This window comes from Sphingopyxis sp. BSN-002 (assembly GCF_022024275.1).
GTDB lineage: Bacteria > Pseudomonadota > Alphaproteobacteria > Sphingomonadales > Sphingomonadaceae > Sphingopyxis.
The window spans coordinates 451897-468653 of record NZ_CP091804.1 but is presented as its reverse complement, the minus strand read 5'-3'; the positions used below and the strand labels follow the sequence as shown (position 1 = coordinate 468653).

Genomic DNA, 16757 nt, shown 5'->3' with positions numbered 1-16757 from the left:
TCCCCCTCAATCGACCCAGTCGAGCCCCATGTCGCGATAGACCCCGCGGTCTTCGTCCCAGTCTTCCTTGACCTTGACGTGCAGGAACAGATGAACCTTGCGGCCCATCAGCTCGGTGAGTTCGGCGCGGGCGCGTGCGCCGATTTCCTTGATGCGCGCGCCGCCCTTGCCGAGCACGATCGCGCGCTGGGTGTCGCGCGCGACGAAGATCTGCTGGTGGATTTCGGCGCTGCCGTCGGGGCGGGTCTTGAACAGCTCGGTCTCGACCGTCGACTGATAGGGCAGTTCCTCGTGGAGCTGGCGATAGAGCTGTTCGCGCGTGATTTCGGCCGCAAGCATGCGTTCGGGCGCGTCGCTGACCTCGTCCTCGGGGAAATGCCACGGCCCTTCGGGCATCAGCGCGGCGAGATTGGCCTTGAGCTCTGCGACCCCGTCGCCGCTGCTCGCCGAGATGAAATAGGTCTCGTCGAACGTGACCTTCGCATTGAGCTCGGTCGCGATCGTCAGCAGCTTGTCCTTCTTGGTCAGGTCGACCTTGTTCAGGATCAGATATTTCTTCTCGGGGCGGTTGGCGATTCCTTCGAGGACGCGCTCGACGCGGCCTGTCAGCTTGGCGGCGGCATCGACCATGACGAGGATCGCCTCGGCCTCCTCGAGGCTGCTCCACGCCGCCGCAACCATTGCGCGGTCGAGGCGGCGGGTGGGCGCGAAGATGCCCGGGGTGTCGATCAGCACGATCTGCGTATCGCCGTCCATCGCGACGCCCATCAGGCGGGTGCGTGTCGTCTGCGCCTTCGGACTGACGATCGCGACCTTCTGGCCGACGAGCGCGTTGACGAGGGTCGATTTGCCGGCATTCGGCGCGCCGACCACGGCCACGAAACCGCAGCGCTGGGTCATTTCATTTCATCCTGTATCAGTCGTTCGAGCAGCGCCGCCGCCGCCGCCTTTTCTGCGGCTTGCTTCGAGGCGCCTTCGCCCTCGGCCTCCGCGAGCTTGCCGACCGCGACCGCGACAAGAAAGCGCGGTGCATGGTCGGGGCCCTCACGGCGAACGAGGCGATATTCAGGCGGTTTGCGCTTGCGGGCAAGCGCCCATTCCTGAAGCGCGGCCTTTGGGTGCTTCGGTGCGGCGACCTGGCCCTCTATCATCGCGCCCCACTTGGCGACGATGAACGCACGCGCGGCCTCTTCGCCGAGGTCTAGCCAGAGCGCGCCGATCAGCGCCTCGAGCACGTCGGCGGCGATATTGTCGCTGTGCCGGCCGCCGTCGCCGATCGCCTGGCTGCCGAACCGGACATGCGCGTTGAGGTCGATGCCTTGCGCGATCCGCGCGCAGGTCTCACCCGAGGCAAGGGCATGCAGGCGCGACGACAGCTCGCCTTCGGCTGCCTTCGGAAAGCGGCGGAACAGTTCGGACGCGATGACGAGACCGAGCACGCGGTCGCCGAGAAACTCGAGCCGCTGATAGTCGCCCGCGCCGCTGCTGCCATGCGTCAACGCCTCATGATAGAGGCCAAGGTCGCGGGGTACGGCGCCGGTGATGGCTGCGATCGTCTCCGCGGAAACGCGGTCGTTCAAAAGCCGTCCCCGATGCGGCTCCACCGCGCCGCCGTGAACCAGCTGATCGGGTTGATCCAGCTTGCCGAGCCGTCGGTCGAAAACATCGAAACCATGGCGTGGCCGACAAGATTTTCTTCCGGGACGAGGCCGATGCCCTGGTTTTCGATCGCCGGGAAACGGCTGTCGGCGCTGCGGTCGCGGTTGTCGCCCATCAGGAACAGGTGACCTGCAGGCACCGTGACCGGATCGGTATTGTCCTGGGATATCGTTGTGATGTCGAGAATCTCGTAGCTCTTGCCGCTCGGCAGCGTTTCCCGGAAGCGCTTGTAGCGGCAAAGGCGCTCGCCGTCGAAAGACCGGTCTTCGAACATCTTGTCAAAGCAGGTATTCAGTTCGTTATCGTCACTGGGAACGGGTAGGCCATTCTTGCGCAGCTCCTCGCGTGCCGCTTCAAGCATATTCTCGGTCACGGGAATGACGAAGTCTGCCATCGGTTCGCGCTTCAGCGGCTTGCCGTTCAACCAGACGATGCCGTCCTTCACCTGGATCGTGTCGCCGGGCAGGCCGATGACGCGCTTGATATAGTCGTTGTCGTTGACCGGCGGCGCCTTGAACACGACAACGTCGCCGCGCTCGGGCGTGCGCGCGAAAATGCGGCCCGGGATCAGCGGCACGCTGAATGGCAGGCTGTACTTCGAATAGCCGTACGCCATCTTGTTCACGAGCAGATAGTCGCCGATCAGCAGGCGCGGCTGCATCGATTCCGACGGAATGTTGAAGGGCGACAGAAAGAAGCTGCGAAAGACCAGCACCGCGATCGCGAGCAGCGCGAGGAAGCGGATCGTGTCGACCGCCTCTTCCTTGGCCGAGAGGGGCGCAGGTTCGGGCGTGGTCTGGCCGGGTTCGGTCGCGGGCGAATTATCGGCGGTAATGCTGGCGTCGGTCATGTCGCGCATTGGCGACGAATAGGTCTGCACGTCAAGCAAATATCGGCGGATGACGCTGGCGCGGCGCCGTTCGCAGGGGTAGAGGCGAGGGCCCACAGACAAGGAGTTCGCGAGATGACGACCGTCGATCAGGCCTGGCAGGCACTTGCCGACTGGCAGCCGCGCAAACTGACCGATCTGGTCGCCGCGGACCCCGAAGCGCGACTGCAGGCGCTGGTGCGCAACGTCGCCGACATCCGTTTCGATTTCGCCAAGACGCATCTCGACGAAGCTTCGATCGCCATCCTGAACGATCTCGCGGCGGCGCAGGACTTTGTTGGCCGGCGCAAGACGCTCTTTGCGGGCGGCATCGCCAACCCGACCGAAGGCCGCGCCGCCGAACATAGCGCCGAGCGCGGCGAGGGCAGCCCCGAATCCGTCCATGTCGCGCGGGCCCTGCACCAGCGGATGCGCATGATGGTCGACGCGATCGAGGCGGGCGCGTTCGGGGAAATCCGGCACCTTCTGCACATCGGCATCGGCGGATCGGCTCTCGGCCCCGACCTGCTCGTCGATGCGCTTGGACGGCATAGCGGCCGCTATGACGTCGCTGTTGTATCGAACGTCGACGGCGCCGCGCTCGACGAGGCTTTTGCGAAATTCGATCCTGCCTACACGCTGGTTGCGGTGGCATCGAAAACTTTCACGACGACCGAGACGCTGCTCAACGCCGCGTCCGCCATGCAGTGGCTTGAAGACGGAGGCGTTGCCGATCCGGTGGGCCGTTTCATCGCGCTGACTGCAATGCCCGAACGCGCCATCGAGTGGGGGATCGACGAGACGCGCATCCTGCCGTTCAGCGAGACCGTCGGGGGGCGCTATTCGCTGTGGTCGTCGATCGGTTTCCCCGCTGCGCTTGCACTCGGTTGGGATGCCTTCGCTGACCTGCTCGAAGGCGCCGCCGAGGTCGACCGCCATTTCCGCCTTGCCGACGGCGCCGACAACATCTGCCTGCTCGCGGCCTTTGCCGACCAGATCTATGCCAACCGCCTAGGCTGCCAGACGCGCGCGGTATTTGCATACGACGAACGGTTGCGGTTGCTGCCGTCCTACCTGCAGCAGCTCGAAATGGAATCGAACGGCAAATCTGTGACTTTCGAGGGCAAAACTCTGGCGCAACAGACCGCGCCGATCACCTGGGGCGGCGTCGGCACCGATGCTCAGCATGCGGTATTCCAGCTGCTTCATCAGGGCACGCACCTGACCCCGGTCGAGTTCGTCGTCGCGCGCGAACCCGACCATCTGCTCGACGACGCGCATCACGAGACGCTCGTGGCCAACTGCATCGCGCAGGGCGCGGCGCTGATGACGGGACGGGCCAGCGAAAACGGTGCGCGCGCCTATCCCGGCAACCGCCCGTCGACGACGATCCTGCTCGACCAGGTCACGCCGCGCAGCCTGGGAGCGCTGATCGCCTTTTACGAGCATCGCGTCTTCGCCAATGCCGTGCTGCTCGGCATCAACCCGTTCGACCAGTTCGGGGTCGAGCTGGGCAAGGAAATGGCGAAGGGCCTTGCCGAAGGAACGGTCGAGTTCGACGCCGCGACGCAGGCGCTGATGCAGGCGGCTCTCGGCGAATAAGCGTAAACGCAAAATTCGATTGGCAAGCCGCCGCGGCGTAACCACATAGGCGGCCGCTGCGAATTGCGGTCTGTCCATAGCTAGGGTTGTTCATGAGCGAGTTCGACTACGATCTTTTCGTCATCGGTGCGGGTTCGGGGGGCGTACGCGCGTCGCGTATCGCGGCTTCGCACGGCGCGCGCGTCGCGGTGGCCGAGGAGTATCGGGTCGGCGGCACCTGCGTGATCCGCGGCTGCGTGCCCAAGAAGCTGCTCGTGTACGGCGCGCATTTCGCCGAGGATATCCATGACGCGCGCAAGTTTGGCTGGGATGTGCCCGAGTGCCGTTTCGACTGGAATGTGCTGCGCGACAATGTGCTGGCCGAGGTCGACCGGCTGGAAGGCCTCTATGGCCAGACGCTCGACAACCACAAGGTCACGGTCTTCAGGACGCGCGCGACGATCGTGGGACCGCAGAAAGTGCGCCTCGCCGACGGGACCGAGCTGACCGCCGGGCGCATCCTGATCGCCACCGGCGGCTGGCCGCACGTTCCCGACTTTCCGGGCAGCGAACATGCGATCACCTCGAACGAGGTCTTTCATCTGGAAACACTGCCGAAGCGGATCATGATTGCCGGCGGCGGCTATATCGCGAACGAGTTCGCGGGCATCTTCAACGAATTCGGCAGCCAGGTGACGATCGTCAACCGCGGCGACACGATCCTGCGCGGCTATGACGAGCAGATCCGCGACCGGCTGCTCCAAATCTCGATGACCAAGGGCATCCATTTCAAGTTCAACGTGCCGTTCCGGTCGATCGAGAAAAATGACGACGGCACGCTGACTGTCCATTTGGAAAATTGCGATCCCTTCATCGTCGACGCGGTGCTGATGGCGACGGGCCGCGTGCCGAACACCAAGGGCATCGGCCTCGAAGAGGTCGGCGTCGAACTCGACGAACAGGGTGCGATCAAGGTCGACGAGACGAACCAGTCGTCGGTGCCGAGCATCTATGCCGTCGGTGATGTCACCAACCGCATCCAGCTCACCCCCGTCGCGATCCGCGAAGGTCAGGCCTTTGCCGACAGCGTGTTCGGCGGCAAGCCTACCGTCGTCGATTACCAGAACGTCCCGAGTGCGGTGTTCAGCCATCCGCCGATCGGCGCGGTCGGGATGACCGAGGCCGAAGCGCGCAACAAGCTGGGATCGGTGCGCATCTACACCAGCGATTTTCGCGCGATGAAGAATGTCCTCGCCGGCCGTAACGAGCGTGCGCTCTACAAGATGGTCGTCAATGCCGCGACCGATCAGGTGGTCGGGCTGCACATGATCGGCCCCGACGCGCCCGAAATCCTGCAGGCGGCCGCGATCGCGGTGAAGGCCGGGCTGACCAAGGCCGATTTCGACGCGACGGTCGCGCTGCACCCGAGCATGGCCGAGGAACTCGTCCTCCTGAAATAAGGTTTCGGCCTGCAACCTTCATGCGCTATCTTCTTATCCATAACAGGAGGGGAGGGGCGCATGACGGGTACGGTATTGGTCACCGGAGGCAGCGGTTATATCGCGGGCTTCCTGATCCGGCAGCTGATCGCAAACGGCTGGGCGGTGAACACCACGGTGCGCAGCCTGAAGCGCGAGGACGAAGTTCGCGTCTGGCTGCAGGTCGACAACAGCAAGCTGCATTTCTTCGCCGCCGATCTGGAAAATGACGCGGGCTGGGCCGAGGCGATGGCGGGATGCAGTCATGTCGCGCATGTCGCATCACCCTTTCCGCTCGACGTGCCGAAACATGCCGACGATCTGGTGATCCCGGCGCGCGAAGGCGCGTTGCGCGCGCTGCGTTTCGCGAAAACGGCGGGCGTGAAGCGCTTTGTCCTGACCTCGTCGATGGCGGCGATCGCCTATGGTCATGGCAAGGCGCGCGACCTCTATAACGAGGCCGACTGGAGCAATCTCGATAACCCGGCCGTCATGCCCTATCCGCGCTCGAAGACTGTCGCCGAACGCGCCGCGCGCGACTGGGCAAAGGCCGAGGCGCCCGAGATCGAGTTTGCGTCGGTCAATCCGGCTGCAGTGTTCGGGCCGTTGCTCAGCGACGATCTGTCGACGTCGATCGAGGTGGTGAAGCAGTTGCTGGAGGGCAAGGTGCCGATGTGTCCCGACATCGGTTTCGGGACGATCGACGTGCGCGACGTCGCCGATCTCCACTATCGCGCGCTGACCGCGCCGGGGATCCGCGACGAGCGTTATGTCTGCTCGGGGCCGTTCCTGAAGATGATCGAGGTCGCGGATATCCTACGCGCGAACCTTGGCGATCAGGCGAAGAAGGTGCCGACGAAGAAGATGCCCGACTGGGTGCTCAAGATCTTCGCGCTGTTCCGCCCCGAGCTCAAGCAGCTCGTCGCCGAACTCGGCAATGTCCGCGGCGGCGACAGCAGCCATGCGATGAAAACGCTCGGCTGGACGATGCACACGCCCGAAGAGGCTGTGCTCGCTACGGCGCACAGCCTCCTCGAACGTGGCATTGTGAAGGTCTGAACCCGCTTACGCGATCGTCGGAACGATCCCGCCTTCGGCGCGGATCGCGGCGCCGTTGGTGACCGCGGCGAGCGGGCTCGCCAGATAGGTCACCATCGCCCCGATCTCATCGGCCTCGATCAGGCGGCGGATCAGCGACAACGGGCGCAGCTCTTCGAAGAAGGTCTTTTCACGCTCGGCTTCGGACGCGTCGGGGTTCGAGACCACCGACTTGATGAAGTCGACGATGCCTTCGGAGCGGGTCGGTCCGGGGAGCACGGTGTTGACGGTGACACCCGTGCCCTTGGTCTGCTCGGCGAGCCCGCGTGCGATGGTGAGCTGTGCGGTCTTCGTCATGCCGTAGTGGATCATCTCGGCGGGCGGCAGCAGGCCGCTTTCGCTCGCGATGAAGATCACGCGGCCCCAGTTGTTTTCGAGCATCTTCGGGAAATAGTGCCGCGACAGCCGCGCACCGCTGACGACATTGACCTCGAAAATATGGTGCCAGTCGGCGTCGCTGATGTCGGCGAAGTCCTTGGCTTCATAGATGCCGAGGTTGTTGACGAGAATGTCGGTTGCGGGAACCGCCGCGATCAGCGCTTCGGCGCCCTCGGCCGTCGCCGGATCGGCGAGCACGGCCCGGATTTTACCCGACTGCGACAGCTCGGCGGCGGCTTCGTCGAGCTTCGCCTGATTGCGTCCCGTGATAACGACGTCGACGCCTTCTTCGGCGAGGCGCTTGGCGATCGCAAAGCCGATGCCGGCGGTCGATCCGGTGACGATGGCGGTCTTGCCCTTCAGTTTCAGGTCCATGAGTGAATTCCTTTCACGCTTTGGTTCTTGTTCGATGCGCCGAAGATAGCGTTCCGCACCATTGTTGATTAGAATGCGCTTCATCACTTCAGTGATGATTTGAAATCAGGAATGGCGATGGATAACCGGTTCGGCGATATCGAGACTTTCCTTGCGGTGGCGAGCGGCGGAAGCTTTGCGGCAGGGGCCAAGGCCCTCCGTCTTACGCCATCGGCCGTGAGCCGCAGTATCGCGCGGCTCGAGGAGCGTCTCGGTACGATCCTGTTTCGCCGCACGACGCGCTCGCTTGCGCTCACCGCCGAGGGGGCTGCCTATCGCGACCGGATGAGCGTGCTGCTCGCCGAGATCGAGGCGGTCGAGAACGGCCTCGGTCGCGAAAAGCAGGGGCCCCGTGGGCTTCTGCGTGTCAACGCGTCGCCCTCGATCAGCGTGCCGCTGCTGCCGATCCTGCCGCGCTTCATGGCCCGCTATCCCGAAATCATCCTCGACCTCGCGCTGTCCGATGCGATCGTCGACCTGGTCGAAGAGCGCGCCGACATCGCGATCCGGATCGGCCCGCTCCGCGACACGAGCCTTCGCGCCAAGAAGCTCGGGCGCAGCCGCATGGCGCTGGTCGCGAGCCCCGATTATCTTGCACGGCGCGGTACGCCCCAAGTGCCCGATGATCTCGACGCGCACGACTGCCTGCGCTTCAGCTTTCGCCGCTCGGTCGACAGCTGGCCCTTCTGCATCGGCGGGCGGGTCGTTCATCGACCGGTCCATGGCAGCTTCTTCGGCAATTCGGGCGATATGGTGCGCCAGATGGCCATCGCGGGCGGTGGCATTTCGCGGCACGGCCATTTCCACGTCGCTGGCGATCTTGCGGCAGGACGCCTTGTCGAAGTGCTCGCGGATTACCACCCGGGCGACGGGGAAGATATCCATGCGCTCTACGCGGCCGAGGATCGTGCCGCGGCACGCATTCGTGCCTTCCTCGACTTCCTCGACGATGAACTGGTAATCGCGCCCTAGCCGATCCGGTACGGCACGACATCGCGCCGGTCGGGGTCGACCAGGATCGGGCGGTCGCTTGGCGGGAAGGCGCGCTGATCGCAATCGTCGCGCGGGCAGATACGGCACGACAGGCCGATCCGCGTCGCTGCCTGTGGCGCGGCGACATCGACCCCGTCGGCATAGACGAAGTCGGCAGCATATTGCGCCTCGCAGCCCAGCGCGACGGCGTAGCGGCGCGGGCTGCGAGCGTAGCTCCCCGACGGCTTCACCAGCCCTTTGGCCATCGACACATAGCGCAGGCCGTCGGGCGTCTCGGCGAGCTGGAAGAGGATGCGGTCTGGGATCGCCGCGGCCTCATGGACGATCCACAGTGGGCAGGCGCCACCGAAGCGCGCGAACTGCAGCCGCGTCGCGCTGTGCCGCTTGGTGATATTGCCGGCCATATCGACGCGGCAGAAGAACATCGGAATGCCGCGTGCGCCGGGACGCTGAAGCGTCGACAGGCGGTGGCACGCCTGTTCGAAGCTGACGCCATATTCGAGGCGCAGCCGGTCGATGTCGTGCCGCACGGTGCGGGCGCTGGCGCGAAAGGGCGCGTAGGGCATCAGCACCGCGCCCGCGGCATAATTGGCAAGGCCGACGTGAAGGAGCTGCCGAGCCGCTGCGGTACGGAGCGGCGACGCTTCGACGACCGCGGCGATCTCGTTCGCCAGTGCGAGCGCGGCGAGTTGGTGCGCCAGCTGGAAGCGGCGCGTTTCGGCGGGCTGCGACGGGTCGATCACCAGATGCCGCATCGTCGCATCGAAATCGCGCAGGGTCTGCGTCTGGTTATAGACGATCGATATGCCGAGCGCGTCGCGCAATCTCCGCTCGATCGTCTCGATCGCGGGCGACGGGTCCTTGCCACGGAGCTGGCCCGCCAGCGTTTCGGCAGCGCGGTCGATGCTGTCGACATAATTGCCTGCATCGTGGAACCAGTCGCGCACCTCTTCCCATGGCAGGCGGCTGCCCTCGGCGGTGCCGCCGGTCAGCGCCTCGTCGATGATCTGCAGCCGCTGGCCCGCGCGGCGATAGGCGGCGTGGAGCGCGACGAACTGGTCGGCCAGTTGCGGCTGTTGCAGCGCTGCGCGCTCGAGTTGTTCGGGGGGCAGGGGCGAGGCGGCAAACAGCGGATCGGCGGCTGCCTCGCGGAGCGCGCCCGCGCGGCGATCGCCGGCCTCGGCCGCCACCTCTTCCCATTCGAGCGGGAAGAGTTTTTGCAGCCGGTCGAGCAGCGCCGGCGTCAGCGGGCGATCGTCATGCTCGATCTGGCTGAGGTACGACGCAGAGATGCCGAGCTGCGCGGCGAAGTCGGCCTGCCGGATGGTGCGGGTTTCCCGAAGTTGGCGAAGTTGTCGCCCAGCGTAGAGGCGGGTTGGCTGCATGGCGCGCAGACTACTTTGCAAACTTGCACTTTGCAACTTTGCAAATTCGCATTTGCATCGGCGCGCGGGCAGGGGCAGACGGCGCATTCGACACTATCGGAGAGCCGCATGTCCGCCAATATCGCCGAAATGGAACGCCGCCGCGCCGCCGCAGCCCTGGGAGGCGGGCAGAAGCGCATCGATGCGCAGCACGCCAAGGGCAAGCTGACCGCGCGCGAGCGGCTGAACGTGCTGCTCGACGAGGGCTCGTTCGAGGAGCTCGACACCTATGTCGAGCATAATTGCACCGATTTCGGGATGCAGGACCAGATCGTCCCGGGCGACGGCGTCGTTACCGGCAGCGGTACGATCAACGGCCGCCTCGTCTATGTCTTCAGCCAGGACTTCACCGTCTTCGGCGGTTCGCTGTCGGAACGGCATGCCGAGAAAATCATGAAGGTGATGGACAATGCGATGAAGGTCGGCGCGCCGGTCATCGGCCTGAACGACAGCGGCGGCGCGCGTATCCAGGAGGGCGTCGCCTCGCTGGGCGGCTATGCCGAGGTGTTTCAGCGCAATGTGCTGGCGTCGGGTGTGGTGCCGCAGATCAGCCTGATCATGGGCCCGTGCGCGGGCGGCGCGGTTTACAGCCCCGCGATGACCGACTTCATCTTCATGGTGAAGGACAGCAGCTATATGTTCGTCACCGGCCCCGATGTTGTCAAAACCGTCACGAACGAGGTGGTGACGCAGGAGGAGCTGGGCGGCGCGATCACGCACACGACGAAAAGCTCGGTCGCCGATATTGCGTTCGAAAATGATATCGAGGCGCTGCTCGCAACGCGCGATTTCTTCGACTATCTGCCCGAGAACAACCGCAGCGGCGTGCCCGTGCGGCCGACGAGCGATCCCTATGATCGCGCCGAAGCCAGCCTCGACACGCTGATCCCGCCGAACGCGAACCAGCCGTACGATATGCACGAGCTGATCCGCAAAACGGTCGACGAAGGCGATTTCTTCGAGGTGCAGCCGGCGCACGCCGCGAACATCATCTGCGGCTTCGGGCGCATCGAAGGCCGCACGATCGGCATCGTCGCGAACCAGCCACTGGTGCTCGCGGGCGTGCTCGACATCAATTCGTCGAAGAAGGCGGCGCGCTTCGTGCGCTTCTGCGACGCGTTCGAGATCCCGATCGTTACCTTCGTCGACGTCCCCGGCTTCCTGCCCGGCACGGCGCAGGAATATAACGGCATCATCAAGCATGGCGCGAAGCTGCTCTTCGCCTATGCCGAGGCGACGGTGCCCAAGATCACGGTGATCACGCGCAAGGCCTATGGCGGGGCCTATGACGTGATGGCGTCGAAGCATCTGCGCGGCGATTTGAACTATGCCTGGCCTACCGCCGAGATCGCGGTGATGGGCGCGAAGGGCGCGGTCGAGATCATCTTTCGCAGCGACATCGGCGACCCCGAAAAGATCGCGCAGCGTACGAAGGAATATGAGGACCGCTTTGCTAATCCCTTCGTTGCGGCGTCACGCGGCTATATCGACGAGGTCATCCACCCGCACAACACGCGCAAGCGGATCGCGCTGGGGCTGCGGAAGCTGCGGAACAAGCAGCTCGAAAACCCGTGGAAGAAGCATGACAATATCCCGTTGTGACGAATGTTGTGACGCCCCGCACATCGTCGCTGCCGGGCTGGAGGCAAGAGCGTCGGGCGGCTACGCTGCCGCGATGGTCTTGATTTTCCAATGAGGTTTGAAATGCGTAAGCTTCTTCTCCCCCTGTCGATCCTTCCGCTTCTGGCCGCGGCGCCTGCCGCATGGGCGTTCGATCCCGATACGCCCGTCGGCGAAAAGCGCGAATCTTTCCCGATCAAACTCGGGGATGAGGAAGATACGACGATCGAGCTCGCGTTCCGGACGGCCTTCGGACTGGAGAAGGGCGCGACCCCCGAAGCGGTGCGCCAGATCGACGAGCGGACCTATCATTTCCGGCCCGTCGCGATCCACATGATGGAGAATGGTGTTGCCGCGTTGCTGAGCGTCGGCTCGCTCGAGGACGCGGGGCACAGCGAAGGCGGCGTAAACGCGGTCCACTATCTGAAGGGAAGCCCGACGGGCTGGGTGAAGCGGGGCGAGTGGATCGGGCTCGGCGCGACCGGGACGGTCGGCAATGGTGCGACGAGCTGGGCCTTTACCGGGCTGCTCGGGGCAAACCCCTATCTGGTCACCGCCGGTGGCGGCGTGTGGCAGGGCTGCCTGATCAGCAGCGCGGTCGTGACCGAGCTGACCCCCGACGGGCCGGTCGATCGTGGCAGCTTCACCGATGCGATGGGCTCGGGCGCGGGCATCGGCCAGACCGAGCAGGGCTATGACGGTCAGATCGTCGCGGCGGTACCCGGCAAGAGTTTCACCGTCGGTTACACCGGCACCAAGGCGTTCAGGCAGCAATATGTGCTGAAGGACGGAGAATATGCGCTTGTGGGCAAAGACAAGGTTCCGGGCTGCTGAGGAGAATGCAATGAAGCTGGGTCGTCTCAATCATATCGGCGTCGCGACGCCGTCGATCGCCGACAGCATCGCCTTCTACCGCGACGTGATGGGGGCGACGCAGATTCACGAGCCGTTCGATCTGCCCGAGCAGGGCGTGAAGGTGTGCTTCGTCGATACTCCGACCGACAGCGGGTTAAACGGCACACAGATTGAGCTGATCGAACCATTGCCGGGCAATGAATCGATCGCCGGTTTCCTGCAAAAGAACCCGGCGGGCGGACAGCATCATCTTTGCTATGAGGTCCCCGACATCCACGCCGCGAAAGCCGAGTTCGAGGCGATGGGAAAGCGGGTGCTGGGCGAACCGCGCATCGGGGCGCATGGGACGCTGATTTTCTTCCTGCACCCCAAGGATATGGGCGGGGTGCTGACCGAGATTATGGAGACGCCGAAAGAGGCGCATTGATTTGTGTTCCCGGCGCAAGCCGGGACCCATGACCGCACGAGGCCCCGGCTTGCGCCGGGGATCACAACGTAGAGACTGCATATGACCGACAAGCCAACCCTCGACCAATGGGCCGCCGCCGCCGAAAAGGAAGTAAAGGGCAAGGACCTGACCTGGGCGACGCCCGAGGGGATCGACGTCAAGCCGCTCTATACGGCTGAGGACGTCACTGCCGATCCGGGCCTGCCCGGCTTCGCGCCGTTCACGCGCGGCGTGCGTGCGTCGATGTATGCGGGGCGGCCGTGGACGATCCGGCAGTATGCGGGCTTCTCGACCGCCGAGGAATCGAACGCTTTCTATCGCCGCAACCTTGCCGCGGGGCAGAAGGGCCTGTCGGTCGCCTTCGACCTTGCCACGCACCGCGGTTATGACAGCGACCATCCGCGCGTCGTCGGCGATGTCGGCAAGGCGGGGGTCGCGATCGACAGCGTCGAGGATATGAAGATCCTGTTCGACGGCATTCCGCTCGACCAGATGTCGGTGTCGATGACGATGAACGGCGCGGTGATTCCGATCCTCGCCTTCTTCATCGTCGCGGGCGAAGAGCAGGGGGTCGAGCGCAAGCTGCTCGACGGGACCATCCAGAACGACATCCTGAAGGAGTTCATGGTCCGCAACACCTACATCTACCCGCCCGAGCCGAGCATGCGGATCATCAGCGATATCTTCGGCTACACCAGCCGCGAGATGCCCAAGTTCAACAGCATCTCGATTTCCGGCTACCATATGCAGGAAGCCGGCGCGACGCAGGTGCAGGAGCTCGCCTTTACGATTGCCGACGGCGCCGAATATGTGCGCTATGGCGTCGCCAGCGGGCTCGACATCGACAAGTTCGCCGGACGCCTGAGCTTCTTCTTCGCGATCGGCATGAATTTCTTCATGGAGATCGCCAAGCTCCGCGCCGCGCGCGTGCTGTGGCACCGCGTGATGACGAACCTCGGCGCGAAGGACGAGCGGTCGAAGATGCTGCGCACGCACTGCCAGACGTCGGGCGTCTCGCTGACCGAGCAGGACCCGTACAACAACGTCATGCGCACGACGATCGAGGCGATGGCGGCGATGCTGGGCGGTACCCAGTCGCTCCACACCAACGCGCTCGACGAGGCGATCGCGCTGCCGACCGACTTCTCGGCGCGCATCGCGCGCAACACGCAGATCGTCATCCAGGAAGAGACCGGGATGACCAAGGTCGTCGATCCGCTCGGCGGCTCCTATTATGTCGAGGCGCTGACGCAGCAATTGGTCGATCAGGCGTGGGAGATCATCGAACGCGTCGAGAAGGAAGGCGGCATGGCGAAGGCCGTCGCCGCCGGCTGGCCCAAAGCGATGATCGAGACCGCCGCCGCGGCACGGCAGGCGCGCGTCGACCGCGGCGACGATGTGATCGTCGGCGTAAACAAATATCGCCTCGCGAACGAAGATCTGCTCGAAACGCTCGAGGTCGACAACACCAAGGTCCGCGAGGCGCAGATCGCGCGGATCAACAAGACCAAGGCGGGCCGCGACGAGGCCGCGTGTCAGGCAGCGCTGAAGGCGCTGCGCGATGCTGCGGCGGGCGAGCAATCGATCGAGAACAACCTCCTCGCGCATGCGGTCGAGGCTGCGCGCGCGCGTGCGACGCTCGGCGAAATTTCGTCGGCGATGGAGGAAAGCTTCGACCGTTACGGCACCCAGCCAACCCCGGTGAAAGGCGTCTATGCTGCGCCCTATGAGGGCGATGCGCGCTGGCAGCAGGTGCTCGACGGCGTCGCGGCGGTCGAACGCCGGATGGGACGCAAGCCAAAGCTGCTTGTCGCCAAGATGGGGCAGGACGGCCACGACCGCGGCGCGAATGTCATCGCCTCGGCGTTCGGGGACATGGGCTTCGATGTCGTGTCCGGCCCGCTGTTCCAGACGCCCGAGGAAACCGTGGTGCTCGCGCTCGACAGCGGCGTCGATGTGGTCGGCGCGTCGAGCCTTGCCGCCGGTCACAAGACTTTGATCCCCGAGCTCATCAACAAGCTTCGCGAAGCTGGGCGCAATGACATCAAGGTGATCGCGGGGGGCGTCATCCCGCCGCAGGACTATGACTATCTCCGCGACGCGGGCGTGCAGGGCATTTATGGCCCCGGCTCGAACGTGGTCGAATGTGCCGCCGACGTGCTGCGCCTGCTCGGCCACAATATGCCGCCGCTGGAGGATGCCGCATGAGCGACGATATCGACGAGGCCAAGGTCGCCGTGGTGCCCGAGCTCGATGACCGGTCGGCCTATCTCTACGATTATTTCAAGCATCTGACGTCGCTGTCTATTCTGACGCTGGGCGGCGTACTTGCGATCTCTACCGGAGCGGGTGCCGATAAGGCCGCGAAGGGATCGATGATCGCGGTGATCGTGCTGGTCGGCTTCGCCGCGCTGATGGCGTTCAGCGGAACCAGCGAAATCGTACGCCAAAAGGCGACGGGCCAGACCAAAGGCAAATGGCTGACCTTCTATCGCACCGGCGCGCCGATCGCCTTGTCGCTCGGCGTCGGTGGATTTCTCTATCTCTTCCTGAAAGGCCTTCCCGCATGACGCAGGACACCATCCGCACCGACTGGACCCGCGAGGAAATCGCCGAGCTGTTCGATCTGCCCTTCGACGAACTGATGTGGGAGGCGCAGGGCGTCCACCGCCGCCATCATGCGCGCGGCGAGGTGCAGCTTTGCACCTTGCTGTCGATCAAGACCGGCGGCTGTGTCGAGGATTGCGGCTATTGCTCGCAGTCGAAGCATGCCGACAGCGGGCTGAAAGCCACCAAGCTGATGGACGTGCGCGCGGTGCTGCAGGCGGCGGCGCAGGCAAAGGATTCGGGGTCGAAGCGCTTCTGCATGGGCGCCGCTTGGCGCAACCCCAAGGACCGCGACATGCCCGCAATCGTCGAGATGGTCGAGGGCGTGCGCCAGATGGGCATGGAAACCTGCATGACGCTCGGCATGCTCACCAAGGAGCAGGCGCAGACGCTCGCGGTCGCGGGGCTCGACTATTACAACCATAATATCGACACGAGCCCGGAGAATTACGAGAATATCATCTCGACCCGGACCTTTCAGGACCGGCTCGATACGCTGGAGGAGGTCCGCAACGCCGGGATCAATGTCTGCTCGGGCGGGATCGTCGGGCTGGGCGAAACCCGCACTGATCGCGTCGGCTTCATCCACGCGCTCGCGACGCTGGAGCGGCATCCCGAAAGCGTGCCGGTCAATGCGCTGGTGCCGGTGAAGGGCACCGTGCTCGGCGACATGCTCGCCGACACCCCGCTCGCGAAGATCGACGATATCGAGTTCGTCCGCACGATCGCGGTCGCACGCATTACCATGCCGAAGTCGATGGTCCGCCTGTCGGCGGGACGCGAGAGCATGTCGGAGGCGACGCAGGCGCTCTGCTTCATGGCGGGCGCGAACAGCATCTTCACCGGCGACAAGCTGCTTACCACCGGCAACCGCGGCGATAATGCCGACGCGGCACTGTTCGCGAAGCTGGGGATCGTGCCGATGGTCAGCGAAGAGCCGATGCGGATGGAGGCGGCGGAGTGAGCGACCCGAGCGATTTCGTCGTGGTCGATGTACCGAGCATGTTGGCGGTAAAGGTTACGATATCGGACGAGGGCGGAGAACGGCCCGACCCCAACTGGAATCGCGAGGCAGCAGAAAGCCAGTATGTCTTTGCTGAGTTTCTCGCGGCGAAGGGCCTACTGTCAGGCGATCTTAAGGTGGAACGCCGACCGGATCTTACGATCCGTTGGTCCCAGTTGACAGAGCTGGGCCAGAAGTTCGCGCGGAATGACTTTGATAAGTGGCTCGTCTCCGTTGACAAAACGGGCACGCCTGAAATCAAAAAGATCGAAAAGCTAGAGCGGCGCTGGACGAAGTTCTCTGCCTCTCAGACATCGCAATGATTGGAAGT

General features: G+C 64.3%; 16 protein-coding genes. 11 read left to right on the top strand and 5 right to left on the bottom strand.

Features of this window, described 5'->3' with window-relative positions; all coding sequences use genetic code 11:
• Positions 1–6: 6 nt before the first annotated feature.
• Genes era through lepB form a run of 3 tightly spaced genes read right to left on the bottom strand, consistent with a single transcriptional unit; the run spans position 7 to position 2509 of the window.
• Positions 7–900: a GTPase Era gene (gene era / locus L7H23_RS02470; protein ID WP_237837781.1), complete on the bottom strand. Its 894-nt coding sequence runs from the start codon at positions 898–900 to the stop codon at positions 7–9.
• A complete protein-coding gene (rnc, locus tag L7H23_RS02465) occupies positions 897–1580 on the bottom strand; it encodes a ribonuclease III (RefSeq protein WP_237837780.1) in 684 nt (227 codons plus the stop codon). The genes era and rnc overlap by 4 nt, the downstream gene beginning before the upstream one ends.
• Positions 1577–2509 carry a signal peptidase I gene (gene lepB / locus L7H23_RS02460; protein ID WP_237839312.1) on the bottom strand — a complete coding sequence of 311 codons (933 nt, stop codon included), beginning with the start codon at positions 2507–2509 and terminating at the stop codon, positions 1577–1579. The genes rnc and lepB overlap by 4 nt, the downstream gene beginning before the upstream one ends.
• A gap of 114 nt (positions 2510–2623) precedes the next feature.
• Between lepB and pgi the strand changes: the two genes are divergently transcribed.
• The 3 genes from pgi to L7H23_RS02445 all read left to right on the top strand — a co-directional run bounded on the left by pgi (position 2624) and on the right by L7H23_RS02445 (position 6645).
• A complete protein-coding gene (pgi, locus tag L7H23_RS02455) occupies positions 2624–4129 on the top strand; it encodes a glucose-6-phosphate isomerase (RefSeq protein ID WP_237837779.1) in 1506 nt (501 codons plus the stop codon).
• 92 nt (positions 4130–4221) lie between these two features.
• Positions 4222–5568 carry a glutathione-disulfide reductase gene (gene gor / locus L7H23_RS02450; protein WP_237837778.1) on the top strand — a complete coding sequence of 449 codons (1347 nt, stop codon included), beginning with the start codon at positions 4222–4224 and terminating at the stop codon, positions 5566–5568.
• A gap of 60 nt (positions 5569–5628) precedes the next feature.
• Positions 5629–6645, top strand: coding sequence for an aldehyde reductase (locus L7H23_RS02445; RefSeq protein WP_237837777.1), 1017 nt, complete (start codon positions 5629–5631; stop codon positions 6643–6645).
• A gap of 6 nt (positions 6646–6651) precedes the next feature.
• Here the strand turns inward: L7H23_RS02445 and L7H23_RS02440 are convergent, their stop codons facing one another.
• Positions 6652–7437 (bottom strand): SDR family oxidoreductase, encoded by a 786-nt coding sequence (locus tag L7H23_RS02440; RefSeq protein WP_237837776.1) that lies wholly within the window; start codon positions 7435–7437, stop codon positions 6652–6654.
• 117 nt (positions 7438–7554) lie between these two features.
• Between L7H23_RS02440 and L7H23_RS02435 the strand changes: the two genes are divergently transcribed.
• Positions 7555–8448, top strand: coding sequence for a LysR family transcriptional regulator (locus tag L7H23_RS02435; protein ID WP_237837775.1), 894 nt, complete (start codon positions 7555–7557; stop codon positions 8446–8448).
• Here the strand turns inward: L7H23_RS02435 and L7H23_RS02430 are convergent.
• Complete coding sequence (locus L7H23_RS02430) at positions 8445–9854, bottom strand: helix-turn-helix transcriptional regulator (protein WP_237837774.1); 1410 nt, start codon at positions 9852–9854, stop codon at positions 8445–8447. The genes L7H23_RS02435 and L7H23_RS02430 overlap by 4 nt on opposite strands.
• 108 nt (positions 9855–9962) lie before the next feature.
• Here L7H23_RS02430 and L7H23_RS02425 point away from each other — a divergent pair, with 108 nt between their 5' ends.
• The 7 genes from L7H23_RS02425 to L7H23_RS02395 all read left to right on the top strand — a co-directional run bounded on the left by L7H23_RS02425 (position 9963) and on the right by L7H23_RS02395 (position 16749).
• On the top strand, positions 9963–11495 hold the full coding sequence (locus L7H23_RS02425; RefSeq protein WP_237837773.1) for an acyl-CoA carboxylase subunit beta: 1533 nt from the start codon (positions 9963–9965) through the stop codon (positions 11493–11495).
• A 102-nt stretch (positions 11496–11597) separates the two neighbouring features.
• Positions 11598–12347 carry a hypothetical protein gene (locus tag L7H23_RS02420; RefSeq protein ID WP_237837772.1) on the top strand — a complete coding sequence of 250 codons (750 nt, stop codon included), beginning with the start codon at positions 11598–11600 and terminating at the stop codon, positions 12345–12347.
• 10 nt (positions 12348–12357) lie between these two features.
• Positions 12358–12795 carry a methylmalonyl-CoA epimerase gene (gene mce / locus L7H23_RS02415; RefSeq protein ID WP_237837771.1) on the top strand — a complete coding sequence of 146 codons (438 nt, stop codon included), beginning with the start codon at positions 12358–12360 and terminating at the stop codon, positions 12793–12795.
• A gap of 81 nt (positions 12796–12876) precedes the next feature.
• Positions 12877–15024, top strand: coding sequence for a methylmalonyl-CoA mutase (scpA, locus tag L7H23_RS02410; protein WP_237837770.1), 2148 nt, complete (start codon positions 12877–12879; stop codon positions 15022–15024).
• Positions 15021–15386, top strand: coding sequence for a hypothetical protein (locus L7H23_RS02405; protein WP_237837769.1), 366 nt, complete (start codon positions 15021–15023; stop codon positions 15384–15386). The genes scpA and L7H23_RS02405 overlap by 4 nt, the downstream gene beginning before the upstream one ends.
• Positions 15383–16387, top strand: a complete 1005-nt coding sequence (gene bioB, locus L7H23_RS02400) for a biotin synthase BioB (protein WP_237837768.1) — start codon at positions 15383–15385, stop codon at positions 16385–16387. The genes L7H23_RS02405 and bioB overlap by 4 nt, the downstream gene beginning before the upstream one ends.
• Entirely contained in the window at positions 16384–16749 is a 366-nt protein-coding gene (locus tag L7H23_RS02395; protein WP_237837767.1) for a hypothetical protein, read from the top strand. The genes bioB and L7H23_RS02395 overlap by 4 nt, the downstream gene beginning before the upstream one ends.
• Positions 16750–16757 lie beyond the last annotated feature (8 nt).